21 protein-coding genes are annotated in these 23,409 nt (G+C 59.2%); 14 read left to right on the top strand and 7 right to left on the bottom strand.

Annotated features, from left to right (window positions below; all coding sequences use genetic code 11):
* Positions 1-75 precede the first annotated feature (75 nt).
* From AEP_RS16765 to AEP_RS16735, 7 genes are all read left to right on the top strand, one after another.
* The gene (locus tag AEP_RS16765; RefSeq protein WP_087496445.1) at positions 76-849 is read left to right on the top strand and encodes a coniferyl-alcohol dehydrogenase; all 774 of its coding nucleotides are present in this window, start codon (positions 76-78) and stop codon (positions 847-849) included.
* A gap of 17 nt (positions 850-866) precedes the next feature.
* Positions 867-2,318, top strand: a complete 1,452-nt coding sequence (locus tag AEP_RS16760; RefSeq protein ID WP_087496444.1) for an aldehyde dehydrogenase — start codon at positions 867-869, stop codon at positions 2,316-2,318.
* A gap of 52 nt (positions 2,319-2,370) precedes the next feature.
* Positions 2,371-3,687, top strand: a complete 1,317-nt coding sequence (locus AEP_RS16755; RefSeq protein WP_087496443.1) for an ABC transporter substrate-binding protein — start codon at positions 2,371-2,373, stop codon at positions 3,685-3,687.
* Positions 3,688-3,702: 15 nt separating this feature from the next.
* Positions 3,703-4,443 carry an ABC transporter ATP-binding protein gene (locus tag AEP_RS16750; protein WP_087496442.1) on the top strand — a complete coding sequence of 247 codons (741 nt, stop codon included), beginning with the start codon at positions 3,703-3,705 and terminating at the stop codon, positions 4,441-4,443.
* 15 nt (positions 4,444-4,458) lie between these two features.
* Positions 4,459-5,178, top strand: coding sequence for an ABC transporter ATP-binding protein (locus tag AEP_RS16745; protein WP_087496441.1), 720 nt, complete (start codon positions 4,459-4,461; stop codon positions 5,176-5,178).
* Positions 5,175-6,062 carry a branched-chain amino acid ABC transporter permease gene (locus tag AEP_RS16740; RefSeq protein WP_087496440.1) on the top strand — a complete coding sequence of 296 codons (888 nt, stop codon included), beginning with the start codon at positions 5,175-5,177 and terminating at the stop codon, positions 6,060-6,062. Before AEP_RS16745 ends, AEP_RS16740 begins: the two co-directional genes overlap by 4 nt.
* Before the next feature lie 136 nt (positions 6,063-6,198).
* Positions 6,199-7,125: a branched-chain amino acid ABC transporter permease gene (locus AEP_RS16735; RefSeq protein WP_232459858.1), complete on the top strand. Its 927-nt coding sequence runs from the start codon at positions 6,199-6,201 to the stop codon at positions 7,123-7,125.
* Between the two features lie 162 nt (positions 7,126-7,287).
* Here AEP_RS16735 and AEP_RS16730 read toward each other — a convergent pair whose 3' ends face one another.
* Positions 7,288-8,178, bottom strand: coding sequence for an AraC family transcriptional regulator (locus AEP_RS16730; protein ID WP_232460029.1), 891 nt, complete (start codon positions 8,176-8,178; stop codon positions 7,288-7,290).
* A 160-nt stretch (positions 8,179-8,338) separates the two neighbouring features.
* On the opposite strand from AEP_RS16730, the gene AEP_RS16725 reads away from it, so the two are divergent.
* From AEP_RS16725 to AEP_RS16710, 4 genes are all read left to right on the top strand, one after another.
* Positions 8,339-9,187, top strand: coding sequence for a nuclear transport factor 2 family protein (locus tag AEP_RS16725; RefSeq protein ID WP_232459857.1), 849 nt, complete (start codon positions 8,339-8,341; stop codon positions 9,185-9,187).
* Positions 9,188-9,271: 84 nt separating this feature from the next.
* A complete protein-coding gene (locus AEP_RS16720) occupies positions 9,272-9,949 on the top strand; it encodes a MoaF-related domain-containing protein (protein ID WP_087496437.1) in 678 nt (225 codons plus the stop codon).
* A 108-nt stretch (positions 9,950-10,057) separates the two neighbouring features.
* Positions 10,058-10,621: an NADPH-dependent FMN reductase gene (locus AEP_RS16715; RefSeq protein WP_087496436.1), complete on the top strand. Its 564-nt coding sequence runs from the start codon at positions 10,058-10,060 to the stop codon at positions 10,619-10,621.
* Positions 10,622-10,792: 171 nt separating this feature from the next.
* Positions 10,793-11,071 carry a hypothetical protein gene (locus AEP_RS16710; protein ID WP_087496435.1) on the top strand — a complete coding sequence of 93 codons (279 nt, stop codon included), beginning with the start codon at positions 10,793-10,795 and terminating at the stop codon, positions 11,069-11,071.
* Positions 11,072-11,230: 159 nt separating this feature from the next.
* Here the strand turns inward: AEP_RS16710 and AEP_RS16705 are convergent, their stop codons facing one another.
* On the bottom strand, positions 11,231-12,400 hold the full coding sequence (locus AEP_RS16705; RefSeq protein WP_087496434.1) for an MFS transporter: 1,170 nt from the start codon (positions 12,398-12,400) through the stop codon (positions 11,231-11,233).
* 177 nt (positions 12,401-12,577) lie between these two features.
* On the opposite strand from AEP_RS16705, the gene AEP_RS16700 reads away from it, so the two are divergent.
* Genes AEP_RS16700 through AEP_RS16690 form a run of 3 tightly spaced genes read left to right on the top strand, consistent with a single transcriptional unit; the run spans position 12,578 to position 16,006 of the window.
* Positions 12,578-13,918 carry a glutamine synthetase family protein gene (locus AEP_RS16700; protein WP_087496433.1) on the top strand — a complete coding sequence of 447 codons (1,341 nt, stop codon included), beginning with the start codon at positions 12,578-12,580 and terminating at the stop codon, positions 13,916-13,918.
* A 25-nt stretch (positions 13,919-13,943) separates the two neighbouring features.
* Positions 13,944-15,323 carry an aspartate aminotransferase family protein gene (locus tag AEP_RS16695; protein WP_087496432.1) on the top strand — a complete coding sequence of 460 codons (1,380 nt, stop codon included), beginning with the start codon at positions 13,944-13,946 and terminating at the stop codon, positions 15,321-15,323.
* Positions 15,320-16,006 (top strand): GntR family transcriptional regulator, encoded by a 687-nt coding sequence (locus AEP_RS16690; RefSeq protein ID WP_087496431.1) that lies wholly within the window; start codon positions 15,320-15,322, stop codon positions 16,004-16,006. Before AEP_RS16695 ends, AEP_RS16690 begins: the two co-directional genes overlap by 4 nt.
* Positions 16,007-16,113: 107 nt before the next feature.
* On the opposite strand, the gene AEP_RS16685 is transcribed toward AEP_RS16690, so the two are convergent.
* Genes AEP_RS16685 through AEP_RS16665 form a run of 5 tightly spaced genes read right to left on the bottom strand, consistent with a single transcriptional unit; the run spans position 16,114 to position 23,300 of the window.
* Positions 16,114-17,628, bottom strand: a complete 1,515-nt coding sequence (locus AEP_RS16685) for a CoA-acylating methylmalonate-semialdehyde dehydrogenase (RefSeq protein ID WP_087496430.1) — start codon at positions 17,626-17,628, stop codon at positions 16,114-16,116.
* Between the two features lie 22 nt (positions 17,629-17,650).
* Positions 17,651-18,469, bottom strand: coding sequence for a 5-deoxy-glucuronate isomerase (gene iolB, locus AEP_RS16680; RefSeq protein WP_087496429.1), 819 nt, complete (start codon positions 18,467-18,469; stop codon positions 17,651-17,653).
* An 18-nt stretch (positions 18,470-18,487) separates the two neighbouring features.
* Positions 18,488-19,414 carry a myo-inosose-2 dehydratase gene (iolE, locus tag AEP_RS16675; protein ID WP_087496428.1) on the bottom strand — a complete coding sequence of 309 codons (927 nt, stop codon included), beginning with the start codon at positions 19,412-19,414 and terminating at the stop codon, positions 18,488-18,490.
* 27 nt (positions 19,415-19,441) lie between these two features.
* Positions 19,442-21,313: a 3D-(3,5/4)-trihydroxycyclohexane-1,2-dione acylhydrolase (decyclizing) gene (gene iolD, locus AEP_RS16670; protein WP_087496427.1), complete on the bottom strand. Its 1,872-nt coding sequence runs from the start codon at positions 21,311-21,313 to the stop codon at positions 19,442-19,444.
* 22 nt (positions 21,314-21,335) lie between these two features.
* On the bottom strand, positions 21,336-23,300 hold the full coding sequence (locus AEP_RS16665; RefSeq protein ID WP_087496426.1) for a bifunctional 5-dehydro-2-deoxygluconokinase/5-dehydro-2-deoxyphosphogluconate aldolase: 1,965 nt from the start codon (positions 23,298-23,300) through the stop codon (positions 21,336-21,338).
* Positions 23,301-23,409 lie beyond the last annotated feature (109 nt).

The raw sequence follows: 23,409 nt of genomic DNA, 5'->3' as shown, positions 1-23,409 counted from the left end.
TAAATTTTTTGAAAAACATGGCACTGTCGTTGCTGTATTGATTCGCCCTATAAAAATTTTTCGCTAGGAGAATCAATGCTGAAAAGCAAGACAGTGATCGTTACAGGTGCCGCCTCAGGCATAGGTGCTGCAACGGCAGCAATGGCAGCCGCCAGCGGAGCCAATGTCATTTCAATTGACGTTAATGAACCGGCCCATCACGTTGGTAGCTTTATCCAAGCTGATCTGTCTGACCGGGCTTCCATTGATCGTCTTATCGCTCAACTTCCGTCCGGCATAGACGGACTGGCAAACATTGCTGGACTGCCGCCGACCAACCCTGCTCCTGCTGTCGTAAAGGTGAATCTGGTTGGTCTGAAATATTTGACCGTAAACCTCATTCCCAAACTCAACAAAGGCGCATCCATTGTGAATTTGGCGTCCCTAGCAGGGATGGCATGGGCGGACTCAAAAGACGCAATCGAGGCCAGTCAAACTTTGGAATTTGAAAACGTGGACGCGTTTTGCAAACGACATGACATCGCAGGAGCCAGAAGCTATTTCTTTTCCAAGGAGGCACTAATTGTCTGGACGATGCAAAACCGTTGGACCTGGCGTGAACTCGGCATCCGGATGAACACCGTTAGTCCCGGACCAGTAGACACCCCCATCCTCAAAGACTTCATTGAAACCTTGGGAGCACGGGCTGAGGAAGACATGCGCACTATGGACCGTCCGGGGACTCCGGCCGACATTGCCCCTGTCGTCAACTTCCTATTGTCGGATGGATCCTTGTGGATTCGGGGCACGAATGTGCCGGTCGACGGTGGCATGTTCTCCAACGTGCTTTGCCAAATTCATGGCCTCTAACCAAGCGAACATTTGCAATGAACATTATCTCCATGCTCATCAATGGCGAACAAGTTGGCGCGACAAACAATGCATCCTTTACTCGCCTCAATCCTCTGGACGGCTCAGTTGCCACTAAAGCTCCCGCGGCTACTGTGGGAGATGCACGTTCCGCAGTAGATGCAGCCGCAAAAGCATTTCCAATATGGGCAGCAATCAGTCCGGGCGAGCGTCGCGAATTATTGACTAGTGCTGCACACGCACTGAACGCAAAAGCTGGTGCATTTGCAGCAGCCATGGCAGCAGAAACCGGCGCGTCCGGGATATGGGCAGGGTTTAACGTCCATTTGGCTGCCGAGATGCTTATCGAAGCTGCCTCACTAACCACGCAAATCAATGGCGACGTTATTCCCAGCAATGTTCCGGGTAGCTTGGCAATGGCAGTGCGTCAACCCGCAGGCGTGGTACTGGGTATTGCCCCATGGAATGCACCGGTAATTCTGGCCGTGCGCGCCATCGCAGTGCCTCTGGCTTGCGGCAACACCGTCGTACTCAAGGGCAGCGAACTGTGCCCCGCCACGCACGGTCTGATTATTGAGGCATTGCAAGATGCCGGATTACCAAAAGGCGTCGTGAATTTCGTTACCAATGCGCCTGCAGATGCTGGTCCAGTTGTTGAGGCTATGGTGTCCCATCCCGCCGTGCGCCGCGTTAACTTTACTGGCTCTACGCATGTGGGCCGCATCATCGCGACAACCTGTGCCAAGTACCTAAAGCAATCCGTTTTGGAATTGGGCGGAAAGGCGCCTTTATTGGTATTGGACGATGCTGACATTGACGCTGCCGTTGATGGCGCGATCTTTGGTTCCTTTGCTAACTCAGGCCAAATCTGCATGTCCACAGAAAGAATCGTAGTGGACAACAAAATTGCCGATACGTTTGTTGCTAAGTTTTCTGCCCGTGCCAAAAAACTGCCATTGGGCGATCCTCGCCAGGGTTCCGTGGTCCTCGGATCAGTAGCGAACATGTCCACCGTCGAGCGATGCAATGCCTTAATTGATGAAGCGCTTATCAAAGGCGCCAAGCTCGTTTGCGGCGGTAGAGCAGTCAACACGTTAATGCCTGCCACATTGATCGACTTCGTCACCCCCGAGATGCGCATCTACAGGGAAGAGACCTTTGGCCCAGTGAAAGTGATTGTCCGGGTGGATGGTGAAGAGGCGGCCATCGCATGCGCCAACGACAACGAATTTGGCTTGTCCTCCGCGGTCTTCACACGCGATATAGCGCGCGGGTGGCGCGTGGCTCAACGCATCGAATCGGGCATTTGCCATATCAACGGTCCGACGGTGCATGACGAAGCCCAGATGCCGTTTGGCGGAGTGAAAGGCAGCGGATGGGGACGCTTTGGTGGTCACGCAGGTATTGAAGCGTTTACCGAGTTGCGCTGGATAACTGTCCAAACATCACCCCGCAAATACCCGTTCTAACCCCGAGTCACAACAACGGCACAAACAGTGCCATTTACATGAGGAGATAAACATGACAATCAAGACCCATTCAATATCCAAGCAAGTAGCAAACACTCCGACACGTCGCGACCTCCTGGGCGTGGCCGGAGCTGCGGGCCTGACGCTTCTCACACCTAGCCTCGTGCATGCGCAGAGTAGTGAAGTCATCAAAGTAGGCTTCATCAGCCCACGCACTGGCCCGCTTGGCAGTTTTGGAGAAGGTGACGGCCATGTACTTGAACTGGCCCGGAAGGCATTGGCAGGTGGCCTGACCGTAGGTGGCAAAAAGTACAAGGTGGAAATACTGGACCGCGACACCCAGTCAGATCCGGCCCGTGCCAGTCAACTGGCCAAGGCACTGATTAACAACGACAAGATCGACTTGATGCTCACCACATCAACTCCTGAAGTGGTAAATCCTGTTTCCGACGCCTGCGAAGCTGCTGGTGTGCCATGCCTAGCAACAGTTATGCCTTGGGAAGCGTTCTACTTCGGTCGAGGTGCCAAACCTGGCGCACCATCACCGTTCAAATGGACTTATTTGTTCTCGTTTGGTGTTGCCGACTTCGTCAAGTCCTATGTATCCCAATGGGCTATGGTCCCCAACAACAGGAAGGTTGCTGCACTATTGCCTAACGACGCAGATGGCAACGCCATTCGTGCCGCAATGCTGCCCGAATTGCAAAAGGCGGGCTACACCATTGTTGACGGTGGCGCCTATGAAACCGGCACCACAGACTTTTCCGCACAAATTGCAAAGTTCAAGGCTGAGAAGTGCGAGATCCTCTGCACCTTCCCCATCCCCCCGGACTACGCAACCTTTTGGCGCCAAGCTGCCCAGCAAGGGCTGAACAAGACCATGAAGATAGTGCAAGTCGCCAAGACCGGTCTGTTTGCATCCAACATTGAAGTACTAGGCCCACTGGGACTGCAAACCTCAGTTGCGGCCTACTGGCACAAAGACTTCCCTTACAACTCTGCTCTCACAGGCCTTTCGGGGGTTCAGTTGGCAGATGGGTACGAAAAGGCCTTGAACAAGCAATGGACACAACAACTGGGTGCAACCCTGTCCTTGCTGGACGCCGGTGTTGAAGCATTGAAGGTTAGTAGCGACCCCAAGGACAAAGCAGCAGTTGCCAAATCACTTTCGACACTTAAGACCACCACCATGATGGGCAAGGTGGACTTCACCAAAGGCCCGGTTCCCAATGTGTCGCCTACCGCGATGATTGGTGCGCAATGGGTGAAGGCACCTAGCGGCTCTAAGTTCAAGCTGGAATATGTCCTGACGGAAAACGCTTCCGACAAGAGCATTCCCGTCGCCGCCAAGCTCAAGTCTTACTCTTGATGTGAAGGTCAGCAATTGAAAGACGTCAACTCCCAAGAGTTGGTATCAGCCAGTGCGGTGTTCAAACACTTCGGTGCAAACACGGTACTCTCCGGCGTGGACTTCAAAGTCCACGCCGGAGAGGCGGTTGGTATCGTAGGTCCGAACGGTGCAGGCAAGACCACGCTACTCGCCACCTTGTCCGGCTCCTTGCCGCTTGACTCCGGCATGGTGCTCTTTCGCGGCAAGGACGTGAGCAACCTGGATGCTGCGCAACGATGCCGCCTAGGGATAGCACGCAGCCACCAAGTTCCTCGCCCGTTTGGCGGCATGACGGTGTTTGAGAACGTCCTGACAGCCGCCATGCACGGGGGCGGGTTCAGCCTGGAAGAAGCCTACGCACACAGCATTGACGCAGTCACCTTGTGCGGAATGCTTCCCGTGGCAAACCGTCGGGCCGAATCATTAGGCCTGCTGGACCGCAAGCGGCTGGAACTGACGCGCGCGTTGGCAACCGCCCCTACCTTACTTTTGTTGGATGAAATCGGGGGAGGTCTGACGGACGGCGAAGCTTCCGAATTGGTAGACACCATCCGAACTTTGCAGGGTCGCCAGATCACCATTGTCTGGATCGAACACATTGTTCACGTCCTCACCCAAGTCGTGGAGCGTTTAGTTTGCATGGATGCAGGGCGCGTCATTGCGGATGGAACACCTCAAGAGGTTTTTGCAAACAAAACGGTCGTAGAGGCCTATCTCGGCGGGCAGACCGCCTGACACAAAGGTACAAGAATGAGTTTGCTACAAGTCCATGCACTCGAAGCGTGCCATGGCCAGCTCAAAGCCGTCAAAGGCATAGACCTTACCGTCGCCCCTGGGGAGCGCCTGGCGCTCGTGGGAGCTAATGGTGCGGGCAAAACAACCTTCCTGAAGACCATCGCAGGCATCCACGCTGCCTCCGCGGGAAAGGTGATTTTCGAAGGCCAGGACATCACCCACCTGACAGCCAACCAACGTGTTGCCGCTGGCATTGCACTGGTACCTGAGGGTCGCCGTCTGTTTGGCAGCATGACCGTCGCTGACAACCTACGGGTCGCACTATCGGCCAAAAGGACAGGATTCTGGAATTTTGACACTGTCATCGATGCATTTCCTCAGCTCAAGCCCAAGCTCAGTGCTTTGGCCAGCTCTCTTTCGGGTGGTCAGCAACAGTCGGTTGCCATAGGACGAGCGCTTATGACCAACCCGCAGGTCCTGTTGCTCGATGAGGTTTCATTGGGGCTGTCACCGATTGCTGTTCAAGGCGTTTACCAATCGCTGCAATCGCTCATGGCCGGCCAAACCACAGTCATTCTGGTTGAACAAGATTTGCAGAGAACGTTTAGCGTGGCTCACCGCATTGCCTGCATGCTGGAGGGTCAAATAGTGGCTAGAGGACGAACGGATGAACTTACCCGCGAAGAAGTGATGGGTTACTACTTTGGTCACCGACCAGCCAAGGAGACCACATGATCTGGATAAACCAACTGTCGCAGGGCATATTGCTGGGAAGCTACTACGCACTATTGGCATGCGGCCTGTCGTTCATGTTCGGCGTCATGCGCATCATCAACCTAGCACACGGTAGCTTGGCTGTTGCAGCCGCTTATGGTGTTTGGGTGCTGGCAGACCGGTTTGAGATCCATCCATTTATGGGCTTGATGCTTGCAGTGCCCGTCATGGGCCTCGTGGGATGGGCACTGCACTATTTTGTACTTGAGCGTAGTGCCAAAGCCGGTGAGCTGGTCCCCATTCTGGCAACATTTGGTCTGGCCGTCGTGATGGATAACTCGATGTTCAGCATCTTCGGTGCAGATACCCGCTCCCTGGCAAATTACATCGACACGCTGGCCTATGACGGCATTGACTTGGGACCTGTGACCCTGGGTCATTTGTCCTTGTTGACCTTTGTGGTCTCCGTCGGACTGCTGGGAAGTCTGCACTTGATGCTAAAGCACACTGCACTTGGCCGGCGCATTCGGGCCGTTGCGGACGACCCGGCATCTGCGGAACTTTCTGGGGTCAACGCAAAGAATGCGAATGCCATCGCCGCTGCAATCGCCATGATGACCGTCGCAGTCGCCGGGGTGTTTTTGGCCATGCGAGCCACAGTAGACCCTTACGCAGGCCCGCCACAACTCATCTTCGCATTTGAAGCCGTCATGATTGGTGGCGCAGGGTCTCTTTGGGGAACCCTCTTGGGCGGAATCGCACTCGGTGTCGCCCAAAGCCTAGGGGCCCAGATGCATACACAGGGCTTCCTTATTGCGGGGCACGTTCTGTTCTTGGTCGTCCTGCTGGCACGCATGATGTTGGCTGGAAGTAGCCTTAAGCAGTTCTACAAAAAATCAAAGTAACCCAATGAACTCCATACACTCCACCGACCCAGCAACCAACACCCGTTTACATTCGGGTTCAGCTTTAAAGGCTGTTGAAAGATGGACACCACTGTCCCGTGTCTCCGTTGGACTCCTGGTTCTCGGGCAGCTTGCCTTGGCCATTGCGCCCCTAGTGCTGGACGCAGGCGCGGTCGACAGACTCACCACCCTGTTCATCTACGGCATCCTGGCACTGATGTGGAACGCCCTGGCAGGCTATGCAGGCCTAGTGTCCGTAGGGCATCAGGCATTCTTTGGCTTGGGGGCATATGCCGCGGTCCGAATTGCAGATGCAGGCGTAAGCCCCTATCCCGCACTATTCCTAGCGGCGACTGCAGTCGCCCTCCTGTCGATGCCCATCTCCGCCTTCATGCTCCGCCTGCGGGGAGGTGAGTTTGCCATTGGCATGTGGGTCATTGCTGCACTCTCGCATTTGCTGGTGAATTTGGACACACTGATCCAAGGAGAAACCGGCACATCATTGATTTCGCTGCAAAACTATGCGGCCGATGAGCGAAGGCTTGCCAACTACCTATTCGCATTGGGCACCATGATTGGCTTGGCGTGGCTGGTCTTCTTCATGCTGCGCAGCAAGACGGGCTCGGCCTTGCAAGCGATCCGCGACAACGAAGAGGCGGCAGCCTCCGTCGGCGTGCAAGTCATGAAAACCAAGCGTTTGATTTTTGTGCTGTCTGCCTTCGGCTGTGCTGCGGCTGGTGCACTGTGGCTGGCAACTTCAGTTACGTTTCAGCCCAAAACCTATTTCAGCGTGCAATGGACTGCCTACATGTTGTTCATGGTCCTCGTGGGCGGCATTGGCACCTACGAAGGGCCCATTCTCGGAGCTGTCTTGTTTTTCACCATCGAAACCATGTTCGGCGGTACTGGCGTCATCTACCTGATCGGCCTGGGTGTAGTTGCCGTGCTATTTGCGCTGTTCTTTCCGCGGGGCATTTGGGGCTCTATCGACAAGAAATTTGGCTGGCAACTGCTGCCCGTAGGCTTTCGGTTAAAAACGAATCGCAAGGACCAGCGGGCTTAAACAGAATCGGCACTGCTTGACTTTAAACAAGTCGCGGTGCACATGAAATTTGCACGAAAGCCTGTTGGTTAGCTGCAAATCAGCAACCATTCATTCGTCACCTCCTTGCATAGTACCCGTCACCGTGCGCCTTTAAATGTACAAGGGCCGTTTCCACAGTGCTTACGGACTAGCATGCTGCTGGAAGGTCTCGATGTGTTGCTTTTTTTTATACACAAGTGGCGTGGTGCCTGTCATGCGGCGGAAGAACTTCACAAAGTTACTTGGCTCGGGAAAACCCAATTGGTAGCCAATCTGCGCTGAGGTGGCATTGCTGTGAACCAGCAAGCGCTTGGCTTCCAGGACCACGCGTTGATCAATGACTTCTTTGGCTGTCATTTGTACTGTTGCAACGCAGGCGCGCGAAAGGGTGCTTTGTGCGTAGCCTAACTTCCTGGCGTAGTCCAGCACCGTCAGCCGCTTGTTGAAACTGTTCTCGAGCGCTTGCGAAAACATCCTGAATATGTCAGCGTCCGGCTTCGCTTGTTCAGACACATCACCCACCCTGAGCTCCCGTGCCAAGCGAAGCAGCAAGGCAAGCATCGCATGCCAGATGATGGCAGTCTCACGATCCGAATCATTGAAGTTGAGTATCTCGTTTCGCAGGCGAATTGCATCGCTGTATGCCTGCAAGAAGAGTCCCATGCTTAGCGTGACTGCTGCAGGCCATTGATCCAGCGACAGTAAGTTCAGGCTCTGCTCCAGGCGGCCATTGGAGGGCATCATGTTTTGGTCTGCCACCAAAACGACCAAGCCCTGCATTTCATCGTGCATATGCCATTGCTGAACTTGCCCAGGCCGCAAAAACACAACGGAACCCGGTCGTAAGTCGTAGTCGACAAAGTCTATGGTGTGGCGGCACGTTCCCTCTTGGATCAACATCAGGAAACAAAACCCAACCCGCTGCGGCGCAATCAAAGTTTTGGGTGCCCGCTGACGTATCTCGTGAAGTGTCAACACGTCAATTCCGACACCGCGAAGGCGCGGATTCTCAAATCCGATCTTTGAAATCACATTGTTCAATCCGGATCACTTCAGTTGTTGGCAGAGATGACAGTTTGCTTCATTTCTACCATCAGATAGCTCGTTTCTACCTTTCGCCAGATTGCTATGAAAAATACACTTGATCGCGACAAAGAAGGGTACTTCACTCATGAATTTCGCAATTCGACTCGTGGCACTCGCCATTTCCATCACTTCCATCGCACCCATTGCCGCATTGGCGGAGTCAACAGAGAAAGCAAAAATGACCACCGAGAAAAATCAAATCATAGCCCTACTGAAAAGCATTGAAACCGGCGACCCTGCGCCGGTGGCAAGCGTCAACCCTCACAAATACATCCAACACAATCTGGCAGTTGGCGATGGCCTTGCTGGTCTAGGTGCGGTACTGCAGGCCCTGCCAAAAGGCTCTGCAAAGGTCAACACGGTGCGTGTATTCCAAGATGGCAATTGCGTGGTTGCTCATTCGGATTACAACTTCTTTGGCCCCAAAGTTGGTTTTGACATCTTTCGCTTCGAGGACGGCAAGGTCGTTGAGCATTGGGACAATTTGCAAGAAAAGCCAGCAGGGCCAAATCCCAGCGGCCATACCATGCTGGATGGTCCCACCACAGTCGTGGACATTGACAAAACTGCGGCGAACAAGTCCTTGGTGAACGCTTTTGTGTCAGACATTCTTTTGGGAGGCAAGTTTGAGAAATTGCCCGCCTACATTGATTCGGCCAATTACACCCAACACAACCCCGCCATTGCAGATGGCCTGGATGGATTGTCCAACGCGCTGGCTGCCATGGCAAAGGCAGGTATCACCATGCGCTACGACCGCGTTCACAAGGTCTTGGGTGAAGGCAATTTTGTACTGACGGTTAGCGAAGGGGAGTTTGCTGGCAAGCACTCTGCGTTCTATGACCTTTTCCGCGTCGCTGGCGGAAAGATCGTTGAGCACTGGGATGTCATTGAGACCATTCCACCGCAGTCGGAATGGAAAAACACCAATGGCAAATTTGGCTTTTGTTCGTGAAAGCAACAAGGCTTTATTCAACCCACCAACATCTGGAGAAATCAATTGAATCAAATCAGATCAATCCGCATAAGGCGCGGCGCAATGGCGTTCACCGCAGCAATTGCCTTGCTGTTTACATTCACAACGTCGGCGATTGCGGGCACCGGATCATCGAAAAACAACGGATCCTGCAAGAGCTATGAGTCTTGGGTGGGCAATGGCAAGGTCAACATTGTGGACTTCCGTGGAAATGACGAAAGCTCCCCATTTCGCTTTCGCTTGAAGTTCCACAACTTCGAACAGGTCAAGCCGGATGGCTTCATGGGGCCGATCACCAAAGGTTTCATGACATTCTCCTACCCGAGGCAGGCCAAGCCAGAAGTTGCCTACGTCAAAAATGCAGCGTACCCAGCCCCATACACCCAAGGCCCAGCTTTCGGTGAAAAGATTGAGTACCAAGCACGAGAAGTGAGCTGCAACGTCTTTGAAGTGCATTGGAAGGAGCCCAAAAAGGGCGACACCGTCACCCACGTTCAGAACTACAACAAGCAACATGTTTGCACCAACATTACAAACGTTAATCGAGAGGCGATACCCGCCGGCTTTGATCCGTTTGATCTGAGTGCGCAAATGAACAACAAAGCACTGTTCCCGAACGGCAGCCCACTGTTGAAAGATGGATTTGGCTGGTACAACCTGTGCGGAAAAATGGCACAGAGTCTGGAGCGCGATCGTGTCTGGGAAGACAAGCTGGGCTTCTTGGTTTTCGAGGCACCCTAATCAGCATCGTTTAGTCGGTTCGTCGTTGGCCTAAGCAAAGGTCGACGACGAACCGTTTTTGCAGTTTGGTGCGAGACATCTGGCCTTGCCCAAAGATGGAGTAGAGACATGATAATTTTGATTCTGGCGGCGTCCGCACAGCGGCAATCGGTCAACAAGCGTTTGGCGCACAGCATTGAGCTGCTGCTGCGTGCCCGAGGGTTTGCGGACATTGAACGCCCCGACTTCAAATCTTTCACCATGCCCATGTATGACGGCGATTTGGAGATGGAGAATGGCGTGCCGGCAGCGGCGCGCGACCTAGCGGATCACGTACAGAAGGCCGACGCCGTCATCATTTGTACTCCGGAGTACAACGGCAGCATCCCGGGTAGCTTGAAGAATGCGCTCGACTGGGTGTCGCGCTTAAGTCCTCACCCGCTCATTGGCAAGCCGGTCTTGATGACAGGTGCATCGCCCGGTGTGTTGGGGTCGATTCGTAGCTTGTGGCACAGCCGTGTACCTTTTGAGGCACTGGGCGCATTTGTGTTCCCGGAAATGTTTGGCCTGGGCTTGGCAACCAACGCTTTTGATACAGATGGTCAACTCAAGGATCCGAAGCGCCAACAGCAATTGGCGCAGCTATGCGAGAAGTTTCTCGCGTTGGCAGTTCGCGCTAAGGCATCTGTATAAAGTTTTTCCAGTATGCCAACTCAAAGCTTGCTAACGCTGTCGACTGGGCAATCCCAAGTTACGACGCAGGGCTCAGAGTCCTGCGTTATTCCGCTTGGCCCCGACCAAATTGCTCAAGCGGTGTTTCGCCAAAGCCCACCTTACGCATCCCAATTGGAGACCGCGATCAATATGGTGGAAGATGCCATCGTGGCTAGCGGTTTGAGGAAAATGCCCCGCGGCACTTTAGTGGCCAAAGCAGGCCCGCTGTACGAGGCACTTTCGCCTACTCACATGCCCGCCCAACTATCTCTTGCCCAAGTCGAACGGCGCTATCAAGACATCGCGATGCCCGCTCAGCGTCTGCCTACAGCCCCGATTTTGGAAATTGATCCCCTAGCTCTCGCGGCGTTGATTTTTGTGCGCGAACTGATGCACCATTTGGGGTATTCAGATCTTGCCCTCGAATAAGGTTGAAATCCTCCAAGGAGACGACCTGAATACACGAGCAACCCTCGAACCAGATTAGATTTCCGACCTAAGCAAGAATTTGATCAGCGAGGAAGACCGCTTTGAGTCGAAAGCAAGCATCAAATCCGACTCCAGCGCGCATAGAAAATGCGCGACCAGCTATCTTTTCAATAGCAAACCCACCATCACTACACCTACTCCCGTCGCAAACCACATCAACGCCATGCTGCTGGTCGCAGTCATGGCGCCGCCAGCTACCACCGGGCCGACAACTGCGCTGAGCGAATAGGCCATGGAGAGGCTGCTGACGTTCCAGGCCATGTCGGGTGTGGGGGTCTTGGTGGCGGCAATGAGTGCCAGGGTGAGGAAGGCGGTGATCAGCCCGCCCAGCACAAACATGGTGGCAAACGCCACCGGCACACCGGGCACGCAAGCCAACAATGCAGCAGCCAAGGCGGTGCCCATCGCAGCCAGTGCGCCGGCGGCGCGCAGGCCCCAGTGGTCGGCCATCCAGCCTACGGGGTATTGCAGCAGCAGGCCACCCAGCCCGAAAGCGGTAAGCAAGTGGGCGATGCCTTCGGCCTCAAACCCGCGGTCGCCCGCGAACACGGCAAACAAGCCGGCCAGCGCCGACTCCAGCATGCCGCCGCACAGCGCGATCAGCAGCCCCTGCCGGAAGATGAGGTGCGGCCACGCCGCTTGGGCGGACTGGCGCCAACTGTTGACGTGGTGTGCCTCCTCCACGGGCGGTGTGCGGGCAAATGCCAACGGCACCAGTGCTGACACCGTAAAGCCCACGCCCAGCCACAAAATGGTGTGGCCCTGCACGCCCACCCAAGCGGCAATGGCCGGGGCCACCACGGGGGCGGCGGCAATCAGCGTTTCATGAAAACCCACCAGCCGCCCACGCGCATGAGCGGGGGCAATGTTGTAAAGCCAGGGCTCCAGCCCCACCCAGCGCAGGCCCATGCCCAAGCCGGCCAGCAGGCCGCAAGCCAAGTACGCAGGCCATGGCAAAGACGCCATAGGCACCCATGCAATGCCCAGCAACGCCATTACCGAGCCGCCCAGCCCGACCACCACCACCGTGCGCGCACCCCAATGGCGGCACAGCCAAGGCGCCAGGCCCAAGCCGGGCATTTGGCCCATCCACAACGAAGCCGCAAAAAAGCCCAACTGCGCAGCACTCAGGCCCTGAAGCGCCAGCCACACCGGCACGATGACAAAGATGATGCCGAACTGCCCGATCTGGGCCAGGGTAGACACGATGTTGAGCGCGGTGATGGTGTGCCAGTCGTAGGCGCTCTGGGTGGGGTTGGTGCTGGACATGGAACGAAACCGAAGGCAGGGGTGGGAGTCTAGCCGGTTCAAAAAACGGGCTAGCTCTTGAATTTTTCGATCACAGATGATCGATTTAAATATAAATTTCGGACGATTCTACTATTTGTGATCACAAATTGACTTTGGCGCACTAGAATTTGGCCATCTCCACTCCCAGCCTTTCGCATGTCTACTTCCAGCGCCATTGAAGCTTTTTTGACCCAGCACCGCATCCACGAGGTGGAGTGCGTCATCCCCGACATGACGGGCATCGCGCGCGGCAAGATCCTGCCGCGCGACCTGTTTCTGGCGGCGGGGGAAATGCGCATTCCCAAAAGCGTGCTGCTCAACACAGTGAATGGCCAGCAGCCGGACAACGGCCCCTATGTGGGCGACACCGACCCCGACATGGTGTGCCTGCCCGATGTGAGCACCGCCCGCGTGGTGCCCTGGGCGGCCGAGCCGGTGGCGGTGGTGATCCACGACTGCCAGGAGTGGGACGGCAGCCCGGTGCAAATCTCGCCACGTGGCGTGCTGCGCCGGGTGCTCAAGCTGTTTGACGAGCGTGGCTGGACGCCGGTGGTGGCGCCCGAGATGGAGTTTTATCTGGTGGCCCGCCAGCAAAACCCGCACGAGCCTTTGCAGCCGCCCCTGGGCCGCACCGGCAAGCCCGAGGCGGGGCGGCAGAGTTATTCGATTGACGCGGTCAACGACTTCGACCCCTTCTTCATGGAACTGTCGAGCTTTTGCCAGCAGCACAACCTGGGTGTAGAGACGCTGATCCACGAGGCCGGCCCCGGCCAGATGGAGATCAACTTCAGCCACGGCAATGCGCTGGAGCTGGCGGACCGGGTGTTTTTGTTCAAGCGCACGGTGCGCGAGACGGCACTGCGTCACGGCATTTTTGCCACCTTCATGGCCAAACCCATGGAGCAGGAGCCGGGCAGCGCCATGCACATCCACCAGAGCATTCTGGATGCCGATGGCAACAACATCTTCAGCCTGCCCGATGGATCGGCCAGCCCGCTGTTCGGGCAGTGCATTGCGGGGCTGCAGGCCTACATTCCGCAGCTCATGCCCATGTTTGCGCCGTATGTGAATTCGTACCGGCGGCTCTCGCCCTTTATGTCGGCGCCCATCAATGTGCGCTGGGGGCATGACAACCGCACCTGCGGCATCCGCATCCCCAAGTCCAGCCCCGCCAACCGCCGGGTGGAAAACCGGGTACCCGGCGTGGACGTGAACCCCTACCTCGCCATGGCTGCCACGCTGGCCTGCTGCTACCTGGGCATGACCCAGGGCCTGACGCCCAGCGCCCCCACCACCGACAGCGCCTGGAACGTGAGCCACGAGCTGCCCCGCCACTTGGAAGACGCCATTGCCTCCATGCGCAGCTGCGCGCCCATGCGCGAGGTGCTGGGTGCCGGCTTTGTGGACGCCTTTTGCGCCGTGAAAGAGCTGGAGTACGCCACCTACAACCGCGTGATCAGCTCTTGGGAGCGCGAGCATTTGTTGCTCTTGGTCTAGACCCCGCACGCACCGGAGAACCGCCATGACACAGACCCACACACCCGCCTTTCGCCACCTCGACCCGCAACGCCTTGCCACCGTGCGCGAGCGTGAGCGCGCCGCCTACGCCGCTGCAAACCCCACGTCCCACGCCCTGTCGCAACGGGCGGCCAAGCACCTGATGTTTGGTGTGCCCCTGCACTGGATGAGCGACTGGTCCACGCCCTTCCCGCTGCACCTGGCCCACGCGCAAGGCGCGCGGCTCACCGACGCCGATGGCCACCGCTATGTGGACTTTTGCCTGGGCGACACGGGCGCCATGTTCGGCCACAGCCCGCCCGCGGTGGCCCGGGCCATTGCGGCGCAGGGGGCGCAAGGCATTACTACCATGTTGCCCGGTGAAGACGGCGTGTGGGTGGCCGAGGAGCTGGCCCACCGCTTCGGGCTGCCGGTGTGGCAGTTTGCGCTGTCGGCATCGGACGCCAACCGCTTTGCCATCCGCTGGGCGCGGGCGCTGACCCAACGCACGCAAGTGCTGATCTTCAATGGCTGCTACCACGGCACGGTGGACGATGTGTTTGTAGACCTGGTGGACGGCCAGCCCCGCACCCGCGACAGCCTGCTGGGCCAGGTGGTGGACATCACCCGCACCACGCGCAGCGTGGAGTTCAACGACCTGGCCGCGCTGGAAGCTGCACTGGCCGACGGCCAGGTGGCCTGCCTGCTGGCCGAACCGGCCATGACCAACATCGGTATGGTGCTACCCGAGCCCGGCTTTTGGGAGGCTGCGCAGGCCCTGTGCCGCCGCTACGGCACGCTGCTGCTGATCGACGAAACCCACACCATCAGCACCGGCCCCGGCGGCTACACCCGCGCCCACGGCTTGCAACCTGACCTGCTGGTGCTGGGCAAGCCGGTGGCCGGTGGCGTGCCCTGCGCGGTGTATGGCTTCAGCGCCGAGGCCGCAGCCCGCGCCGAGGCCGCCAAGCGCAACGCGCCACCCGGCCACAGCGGCATAGGCACCACGCTCACCGCGAACTTGCTGACCATGGCCGCCATGCGCGCCAACCTCGCTGAGGTGATGACGGACGCGGCCTATGCCCACATGTTCACGCTGGCGACCCGCTTGGCAGATGGCCTGCGCGCCATGATTGCGCGGCACAACTTGGGCTGGTGCGTGACGCAAGTGGGCGCGCGCACCGAATTTCAATTCACCCCCACACCGCCGCGCAACGGCAGCGAGGCGGACCGCATCTTGAACCCGGCGCTGGAGCAGAACATCCACCTCTACCTGCTGAACCGGGGCCTGGTGATCACGCCCTTCCACAACATGATGCTGGTCTGCCCCGACACCACCGCAGACGATGTGGACCGCTTGGTGGCAGCTATGGAAGCGTTTGTGGTGGACACTATCGCCCCATGAGCGAAGCACCCACCCCTGATACGAGTAGCACAAGCACCAGCACCGACCAGGACCGCGTGTACACCACGCTGCGCCAGTGGATCACGGCGGGCCGCTTTCTGCCCGGCGAGCGGCTCAAGATCCGCAACGTGGCGGCTGACATGGGCGTGGGCCAGATGCCGGTGCGCGCGGCCTTGCAGCGCCTGGCCGCCGAGGGAGCGCTCATCAATGTGCCCAACGCCGGAGTGACCGTGCCCCGCCTCTCGCTGCCCGAGTTTGACGACCTGATGCAGATGCGCCTGCTGCTGGAAGGCGAAGCCGCGGAGCGGGGTTGTCTGCGGCTGGATGCGGCGCAAATTGCCACCCTGCAAGGCTGGAGCGCCGACATGGCCGCCGCCTTGCAAGCGGGTGAAGCCAAGCGCTACCTGGACATCAACGATGACTTCCATGTGATGCTCTACAAGGCTGCCGGCTCACCCCTGCTGTTTCAGCTGATAGATACCTTGTGGCTGCGCGCCGGCCCCATCTCCAACCGCCTGTTTGACACCCCGGATGCGAGCGCCGTGCTCAACGACGCCCACGACGATCTGGTGCGAGCCCTCGCCCAGCGCGACAGCGCCGCCGTGCGCCGCGCGGTAGAGCGCGACATCTTTGTAGCCGGCCAGTTTTTGCGCGCGGCGTGCGTGGACAAGAAGCGCAAATAAAAAAGGCGACTCCGCTGAGTCGCCTTTTTGCTATCAAAACAGAAGCTGCTCGCGCGCACTCCATGGGCGCCAGAGCACGATTTGGCTTGTAACTACTTGACTGGCAGTTATTTGGCTGTGGGCATTACAAACTCGGCCCCCTTGCCAATGCTCTCGGGCCAGCGCTGCATGATGGACTTTTGCTTGGTGTAGAAGCGCACGCCCTCTTCGCCGTAGGCGTGCATGTCGCCAAACAGGCTCTTCTTCCAGCCCCCAAAGCCGTGCCAGGCCATGGGCACCGGAATCGGCACGTTGATGCCCACCATGCCTACTTGCACGCGGCGGCTGAACTCACGCGCAACATTGCCGTCGCGGGTGAAGCAGGCCACGCCGTTGCCGAATTCGTGGTCGTTGATGAGCTGCAGTGCCTTGGCAAAGTCGGGCACGCGCACGCAGGCGAGCACGGGGCCAAAGATTTCTTCCTTGTAGATGCGCATCTCGGGGGTCACGTGGTCAAACAGCGTGCCGCCGAGCCAGAAGCCATCGCCACAGCCTTCACCCGCTTGATTGCCGTCAAAGCCACGGCCATCGGCCAGCAGCGTGGCGCCTTCTTGCACACCGAGGTCGATGTAGCCGCTGATGCGCTTGTGCGCGGCCTGGGTGACGATGGGGCCCATCTCAGCAGCGAGGTTGGTGCCGTTGAGCACCTTAAGCGTCTTGGTGCGCTCCAGCAATTTGGGGATGACCTTGTCCGCCACATCGCCCACCAACACCGCCACACTAATGGCCATGCAGCGCTCGCCGGCGGAGCCGTAGCCTGCGCCGATGAGGGCGTCCACTACCTGGTCCACATCCGCATCGGGCATGACCACCATGTGGTTCTTGGCGCCACCCAGGGCCTGCACGCGCTTGCCGTGGTGGGCACCGGTCTCGTAGATGTAGTTGGCAATGGGGGTGGAGCCCACAAAGCTTACAGCCTTCACATCGGGGTGCACCAGAAGTGCGTCCACCGCTTCTTTGTCGCCCTGCACGACGTTGAACACGCCATCGGGCAGGCCGGCTTTTTTCAGCAAATCGGCAATGTAGAGGCTTGGGGACGGGTCAATCGGACTGGGCTTGAGCACAAAGGTGTTGCCCGCAGCAATGGCCACCGGGAACATCCATGCCGGCACCATGACCGGGAAGTTGAACGGCGTGATGCCGGCCACCACGCCCAGCGGCTGGCGCAGGGTCCAGTTGTCGATGCCGGTGGAGACCTGGTCGGTGAAGTCGCCCTTGAGCAGCTGCGGAATGCCGCACGCGAATTCGACGATGTCGATACCGCGGGACACCTCGCCTTGCGCATCGGTAAACCCCTTGCCGTGCTCGGCGGTGATCATCCGGGCCAAGGCGTCTTTGTGCTCGTTCAACAACTGCAGGAAGTTGAACATGATGCGCGCGCGGCGGATGGGTGGTGTGTCCGCCCAGGCCGGGAAGGCCGCCTGCGCTGCAGCCACCGCGGCGTTGACCTCTGCCCCGTTGGCAAGCGCTACCGAGCCGGTGACCTGGCCGGTGGCGGGGTTGAAGACATCCTGGGCGCGGCCGCTGATGCCGGGGGTGACCTGGCCATGGATGTAGTGGGAAATGGCAGTAACTTGGGACATGGAATGTGTTTCTTTAAGGGGGTCAGGTACCGACAGCTGGTGCCAGCATCCATTCGTGGGCGGGGTCGTTCTTAAAGACCCAGAAGCGGTTGGGGCCCGCCATCACGTTCAGGTAATACGAGTCATAGCCGTGGGGTGCGACCACCGGGTGGTAGCCCTTGGGCACCATGACGACGTCGTGGTTCTCGACGGCGCAGGCTTCATCGATGCTGCGGTCGTCGGTGTACACGCGCTGAAAGGCAAAGCCCTGCGGCGGGTTGAGGCGGTGGTAGTAGGTCTCTTCCAGCAGCGTCTCGACCGGTGGCTGCTCCACGTCGTGTTTGTGGGGCGGGTAGCTGCTGCTGTGGCTGGCGGGGGTCATCACCTCGACCACCAGCAAGTGGGCGGCGGTGGGGTCGTCGTGCGGCAGGATGTCGCACACATAGCGGGTATTGGTGCCTTTGCCGCGCACGCTGCGGCGCATGGTGGCAGGGTCGATCACGCGCACGCTACGTTCTTGTGTGTCGGTGGGTGCAGTGCAAAGACCGACTTCCGCATTGCGTACACCGCGCAGCGTGATCGACTTGCCGGCGGGCACGTACACGGCGGCGGGCGACTTTTCGTCAAACACGCTATCGCGGGTGCCGAGGTTGGCATAGGTGGTGCCATCCACCGTCACATCCACAGAGCCTGTGAGTACCACCACGCACAGCTCACGTGCGCCGGTAGCTACGATTTCTGTAGCGCCAGCTTCGAGGCGCACGGCGCGGAAGCCCACGTGCGTCCAGCCCGCACGCTCGGGAGTAACGTTGACAATCTCGCGACCCGTAGGCGCGGCCTTGGCTAAGAGGGGGCTGACCATGGTGATGTCCTTTGCAAATCAGGCGATGCTTTTGACCAGAGCGCTGAGGGTGTCAAAGCCCTTCTTGGCGTACTGGTAGCTGGGGGCGACGGACGGGTCTTGCTCGGCTTCGACCACCAGCCAGCCTTCATAACCGGCGTCGCGCAGCACCTTGAGGGCAGCGGCATAGTCGATGGTGCCGTCGCCGGGCACGGTGAAGGTGCCGTTGAGCACGCCGTGCAAAAAGCTCCAGCCATCGTTGCGGGCCTGGGCAATCACGGGGGTACGCACGTCTTTGCAGTGCACATGCACTACGCGCTTGACGTGCTTTTTGAGCAAGGCCACCGGGTCGGTCGCGCCGCCAAAGTAGGCGTGGCCGGTGTCGTACAGCAGGAAGACCTTGGCGGGGTCAGTGAGCGTCATCAGCTTGTCGATGTCAGCCGGGGACTCCACATAGGCACCCATGTGGTGGTGGTAGGCCAACTTGATGCCGTAGGTCTGGATGAGGTGCTCGCCGAATGCGTTCAGGCGCTCGGCATAGCCTTGCCAGAGGGCTTCGCTTGCGAACTGGGGGCGCTTGTTGACGGGTGTGTCCATCTGGCCTTGCACGGTGCCTGCGCACTCGCCATACACCACCACGTTCACGCCGTTGTATTGCAGCTTGCTCATGTGGGCCTTGCAGCGCTCGATCTCGGCGGCTACGGCGTCGGCATTGCTCTGGCCGGGTGCTACTTCGGCCAGAAAACCGGAGTACCAGCCGGACACGCAGGCCAGGCCGTACTCATCAAGCTTGGCTTTGAGAGAGGGGCCATCTTTGGGAAACTTGTTGCCGAGCTCAAAACCGACATAGCCGATTTCGTTGCCTTCGCGCAGCGCGGTTTCCAACGGAGTTTCGCCGCCCAGGGAGGGCATGTCGTCGTTGAACCAGGAGATGGGGTTGATGCCGATGCGGACGTTCCAGGTCATATCAATGCTTCTTTCTGAATCTAAAAATCAAACACGTTGTTCTTGCTTGCCGGCGACATAGCGGGCGTGGGCGTCCAGCACCTCGCTTCGCGCGGACACTTCGGGAATCGCCACCTCCCACCAACAGCCGCCCTCGGTGGTGCGGGTGTGGGTGGTGTCGATCACCAGTACCTGGCTGCGTGTGGCAGCGCGGGCTTTGACCATGGCGGCCTTGAGCTCGGCCACGTTGGCCACATGCACGGAGTCTGCACCCATGCTGCGGGCGTGGAGCGCAAAGTCGATGCTGCTGGCCTCGCCGCCCTCGCCAATGCAGTCGTCCAGCAGGTTGTTGAAGGCCGGGCTGCCCGACGCGGTTTGCAGGCGCTGGATGCAGCCGTAACCGCGGTTGTCCAGCACCACGACAATGATCTTTTTGCCCAGCATGACGGAGGTGGCCAGCTCGGAATTCATCATCATGTAAGAGCCATCGCCCACCAGTACGATGACCTCTTGCTCAGGCCGGGCCAGCTTGACGCCCAGGCCACCCGCAATCTCGTAGCCCATGCAGGAATAGCCGTATTCCATGTGGTAGTTGCCAGGCCGGCTGGCGCGCCAGAGCTTGTGCAGCTCGGCAGGCAGGGTGCCGGCAGCGCAAATGGCCACGTCGTGCACACCGCTGTCGCCACCTCCATCGTTGAGCGAGTCGCGTACAGCGCCAATCACTTCGGCGTCGTACGGCAACACGCCGGGCTTGGGTGCGGCGGTGGTGAGCTCGGTGACCCGCGCGTTCCACGCGGCTGCTTCATGTTTCGCGCGCGCTGTCCAGGCGCCGTCTGCCGCCCATGTGCCCAGCGCTGCGCTCAAAGCTTGCAGACCCACCAGCGCATCGGCCACCAAGGCGGTGCCGCTCCACTTGCTGGCGTCAAAACTTTGCACGTTGAGGCTGAGCAACCTGGCGTTGGCAAACAGGGCGTGCGAGCCGGTAGTGAAGTCTTGCAGGCGGGTGCCCACGGCAAACACGACATCGGCCTCGCGGGCCAGCACATTGGCATTGGGCGCACCATCCACGCCGATGGCGCCGAGATTCAGGGGGTGGTCCCACGCCAAGCTGCTCTTGCCGCCGTGCGATTCGACCACGGGAACACCATGCGCTTCGGCAAACGCACGCAGCGTGTCACCCGCGTGGCTATAGAGGACACCGCCACCGGCCACGATGAGGGGCTGCTTGGCCGTCTTCAGCAAAGCGACGGCCTTTTGCAGTTCGCGGGCATCGGGTGGCGGGCGGCGGAACTGGATCAGCTCGGGGTGCAAGAAGCTCTCGGGGCAATCAAACGCATGGGTCTGGATGTCCTGCGGCAGCGCCAGGCACACCGGACCGCAAGCGGCGGGGTCCGTCATGATCTGAATAGCGCGCGGCAAGGCGGTAAGGATTTGCTCCGGCCGCGTGATGCGGTCAAAGAAACGCGTGACGGGACGGAAGCAATCGTTGGCACTCAGGTCACCTTGCTGAAAACTCTCGACCTGCTGCAGCACCGGATCCGGCGCGCGGGAGGCAAAGGTGTCGCCGGGCAGCAGCAGCACGGGCAGGCGGTTCACATGCGCTACGGCGGCAGCGGTGACCAGGTTGGTGGCGCCGGGGCCAATGCTGGTGCTGACTGCCATGACGCGCTGGCGCATGTGCGCTTTGCTATAGGCGATGGCGGCATGGGCCATGCCCTGCTCGTTATGGGCGCGGTAGGTGGGCAGCGCCTGGCGCTCGGCCCACAAGGCTTCGCCGAAACCGGCCACATTGCCGTGCCCGAAGATGGTGAACACCCCGCCGCAGTAGGGCTGGATGCTGCCGTCATGCATTTCCACCTTGAGGGCGGCGAGATGCTTGACCAGAGCTTGCGAGAGCGTGAGTCGTTGGGTTGTCGTCATGAAAATCTCCGTCCTGCGGGGTTCAGGCTGCTGCAGCTGAAGAAGCGTGACTAGCGCCACGACGTGCTCGCCATGCGTTCACCAAGGTAGTGAAGTTGCCGGCAACTTCGGTCACGAATTCTTCGTCAGAAATACGCCCGGACAGCCATGTTAATGAGGCGTCAGCCCAGAGGCTGCGACCCACCATAAAGCCCTTGACCACCGGGTTGGTGGCCAGCTTGAAGCTCTCTACCAAATGGGGAATGGGCTGGTTCAACCCGAGAATAACGGCGCCGCGGCAATGCGGGTCGCGCTCGTCGATCAACGCCTTCAACTCGGCCCAGCCGCCCTCTTGCATGGGGGCCAGCTTCCACCACTCGGGCTTGACGCCCAGGTTGTAGAAGCGCTTGACGGCGCGCAGCACCGCAGCGTCTTCTTCGCCCGCGACTACCAAGGCCTTGGGCAGGATGATTTCGAGCAGCAGTTCGTTGCCGCTGGCGCGGGTGGCTTCCCACAGTTCCAGCACTTTTTGCTCTTGCTCCAGGCGCAGGGCGTAGTGATCGTCCGGGTGGTAGTGCACCAAGCACTTGACCACCTGCTGGGTAGGCCAATGGGTGAGCGCGGTGCCGATGGAGCGGGTGCCGTCAAACCGCAGGGGGCGCGAGCCGGGCAGCTCCACAGGGCGCCCTACCCACCAGCCACGGCCTGTGGCGCTGGCCAACGCGTCGGCACCGTAACTGCCGCCATCGACCAGTACGCCGGTGGCGCCTTGCAAGCGGCTGCCCCGCTCCACACGCTCTGCAGCGGTGACCAGCAGCTTCTTGAGGGCCGGAATGCGGGACTCAGGGGCGCCTGCCTGGCGGCACAGGTCGTAAAACTGGCTGCGGTGGTCAAAGGCCATGACGCAGAGTTCGTTCCACACCGGGCGCGCCGCAGTGACGCGGTGCAGGTGGGCCAATTGCTGGTCCGCATCGACCTGCGGATTGCGGCTGCCGCCGAACCAGTGCACCAGCTCAGGCGGCGTGGGCATGGCCGCAGAGCAGGCGTGGCGGGACACCACGATGGCACCGCAGGCATTGGCCGTCTGGGTGGCTTGCGCCCAGTCTTTGCCCTGCAAGAGGCTGGCCATGAGGCCGGAGAGAAACGCGTCACCCGCTCCGAGCACATTGAGCACTTCAACCCGCTCGCCCTGGAAGGTGGGCGCATCGTCAATCGCAGCGGGAATGGCGCCTTCAATCACGGTGCAACCTGCAGCGCCGCGCTTGACCACCAGCACGGCCTGGCTGTGCGCACGCACAGCGCGCAGACTGGCCATGAGGTCGTTGGGCACGCCACCCGCAATGAAGAACTCTTCTTCGGTGCCGACCAGCAGGTCGAACTGCGGCAGCATTTCTTGCAATTGCCGGGTGACAGCAGCATCGGCCACATAACGGTTTTCGCCGGCGCCGCGGCTGGTCAGACCCCAGAGCACGGGGCGGTAGTCGATGTCCAGCACGCGCACCACGCCATGCTTGCGGGCGAACTCCAGAGCGCGGGTAGACGCAGCACGGGTACCTGGGGTGGAGAGATGCGTGCCAGTGATGGCCAGCGCACGGCAGCGGGCGATAAAGGATTCATCAATCAGCGCCGCGTCTACCGCCATGTCAGCGCAGTTTTCGCGCACGAAAAGTAGAGGGAAGGTGTCGCGGTCCTTGATGCCCAGCAGCACCAGGGCGGTAAGGCGCTGAGGGTCGATCTGCACCTGGCTCACATCGCAGCCATTGGCCTGCAAGGTGGAGGTGAGAAAACGGCCCATCTGTTCGTTGCCCACGCGGGAGATCATGGCGCTCTTGCAACCCAGGCGGGCTACACCAAAGGCCAGATTGGCGGAGCTACCACCCAGGTACATGGCCATGCTGCGCGCGTCTTCCAGGGCGCTGCCGAATTGCTCGGCGTACAGGTCCACGGCCAGCCGGCCCAGGCAGGCCAGGTCGATGTCGCGCCCCTGCGGAAATTTCAGTTGTGTCATGGTGCTTCCTGATCGAAGAACTTTAGAAAATAGAATTATTTTTCGATTTAGTATAGTTCAATGAACAAATTTTCGTTTCAAAGTTTTTTATTGATGGATAATTTGTTTC

It is taken from the genome of Curvibacter sp. AEP1-3 (assembly GCF_002163715.1).
GTDB lineage: Bacteria > Pseudomonadota > Gammaproteobacteria > Burkholderiales > Burkholderiaceae_C > Allorhodoferax.
The sequence above is the reverse complement of the archived record's forward strand: the minus strand, read 5'-3'. Positions and strand labels throughout refer to the sequence as shown.

Bases quoted from the DNA above. Each gene is read 5' to 3' on its own strand.
- AEP_RS16760 (WP_087496444.1), top strand. From the start codon at position 867: ATGAACATTATCTCCATGCTCATCAATGGCGAACAAGTTGGCGCGACA.
- AEP_RS16700 (WP_087496433.1), top strand. From the start codon at position 12,578: ATGTCTACTTCCAGCGCCATTGAAGCTTTTTTGACCCAGCACCGCATC.
- AEP_RS16745 (WP_087496441.1), top strand. From the start codon at position 4,459: ATGAGTTTGCTACAAGTCCATGCACTCGAAGCGTGCCATGGCCAGCTC.
- AEP_RS16690 (WP_087496431.1), top strand. From the start codon at position 15,320: ATGAGCGAAGCACCCACCCCTGATACGAGTAGCACAAGCACCAGCACC.
- AEP_RS16705 (WP_087496434.1), bottom strand. From the start codon at position 12,400: ATGTCCAGCACCAACCCCACCCAGAGCGCCTACGACTGGCACACCATC.
- AEP_RS16740 (WP_087496440.1), top strand. From the start codon at position 5,175: ATGATCTGGATAAACCAACTGTCGCAGGGCATATTGCTGGGAAGCTAC.
- iolD (WP_087496427.1), bottom strand. From the start codon at position 21,313: ATGACGACAACCCAACGACTCACGCTCTCGCAAGCTCTGGTCAAGCAT.
- AEP_RS16720 (WP_087496437.1), top strand. From the start codon at position 9,272: ATGGCGTTCACCGCAGCAATTGCCTTGCTGTTTACATTCACAACGTCG.
- AEP_RS16765 (WP_087496445.1), top strand. From the start codon at position 76: ATGCTGAAAAGCAAGACAGTGATCGTTACAGGTGCCGCCTCAGGCATA.
- AEP_RS16755 (WP_087496443.1), top strand. From the start codon at position 2,371: ATGACAATCAAGACCCATTCAATATCCAAGCAAGTAGCAAACACTCCG.
- AEP_RS16710 (WP_087496435.1), top strand. From the start codon at position 10,793: ATGGTGGAAGATGCCATCGTGGCTAGCGGTTTGAGGAAAATGCCCCGC.
- AEP_RS16695 (WP_087496432.1), top strand. From the start codon at position 13,944: ATGACACAGACCCACACACCCGCCTTTCGCCACCTCGACCCGCAACGC.
- iolE (WP_087496428.1), bottom strand. From the start codon at position 19,414: ATGACCTGGAACGTCCGCATCGGCATCAACCCCATCTCCTGGTTCAAC.
- AEP_RS16685 (WP_087496430.1), bottom strand. From the start codon at position 17,628: ATGTCCCAAGTTACTGCCATTTCCCACTACATCCATGGCCAGGTCACC.
- iolB (WP_087496429.1), bottom strand. From the start codon at position 18,469: ATGGTCAGCCCCCTCTTAGCCAAGGCCGCGCCTACGGGTCGCGAGATT.
- AEP_RS16715 (WP_087496436.1), top strand. From the start codon at position 10,058: ATGATAATTTTGATTCTGGCGGCGTCCGCACAGCGGCAATCGGTCAAC.
- AEP_RS16665 (WP_087496426.1), bottom strand. From the start codon at position 23,300: ATGACACAACTGAAATTTCCGCAGGGGCGCGACATCGACCTGGCCTGC.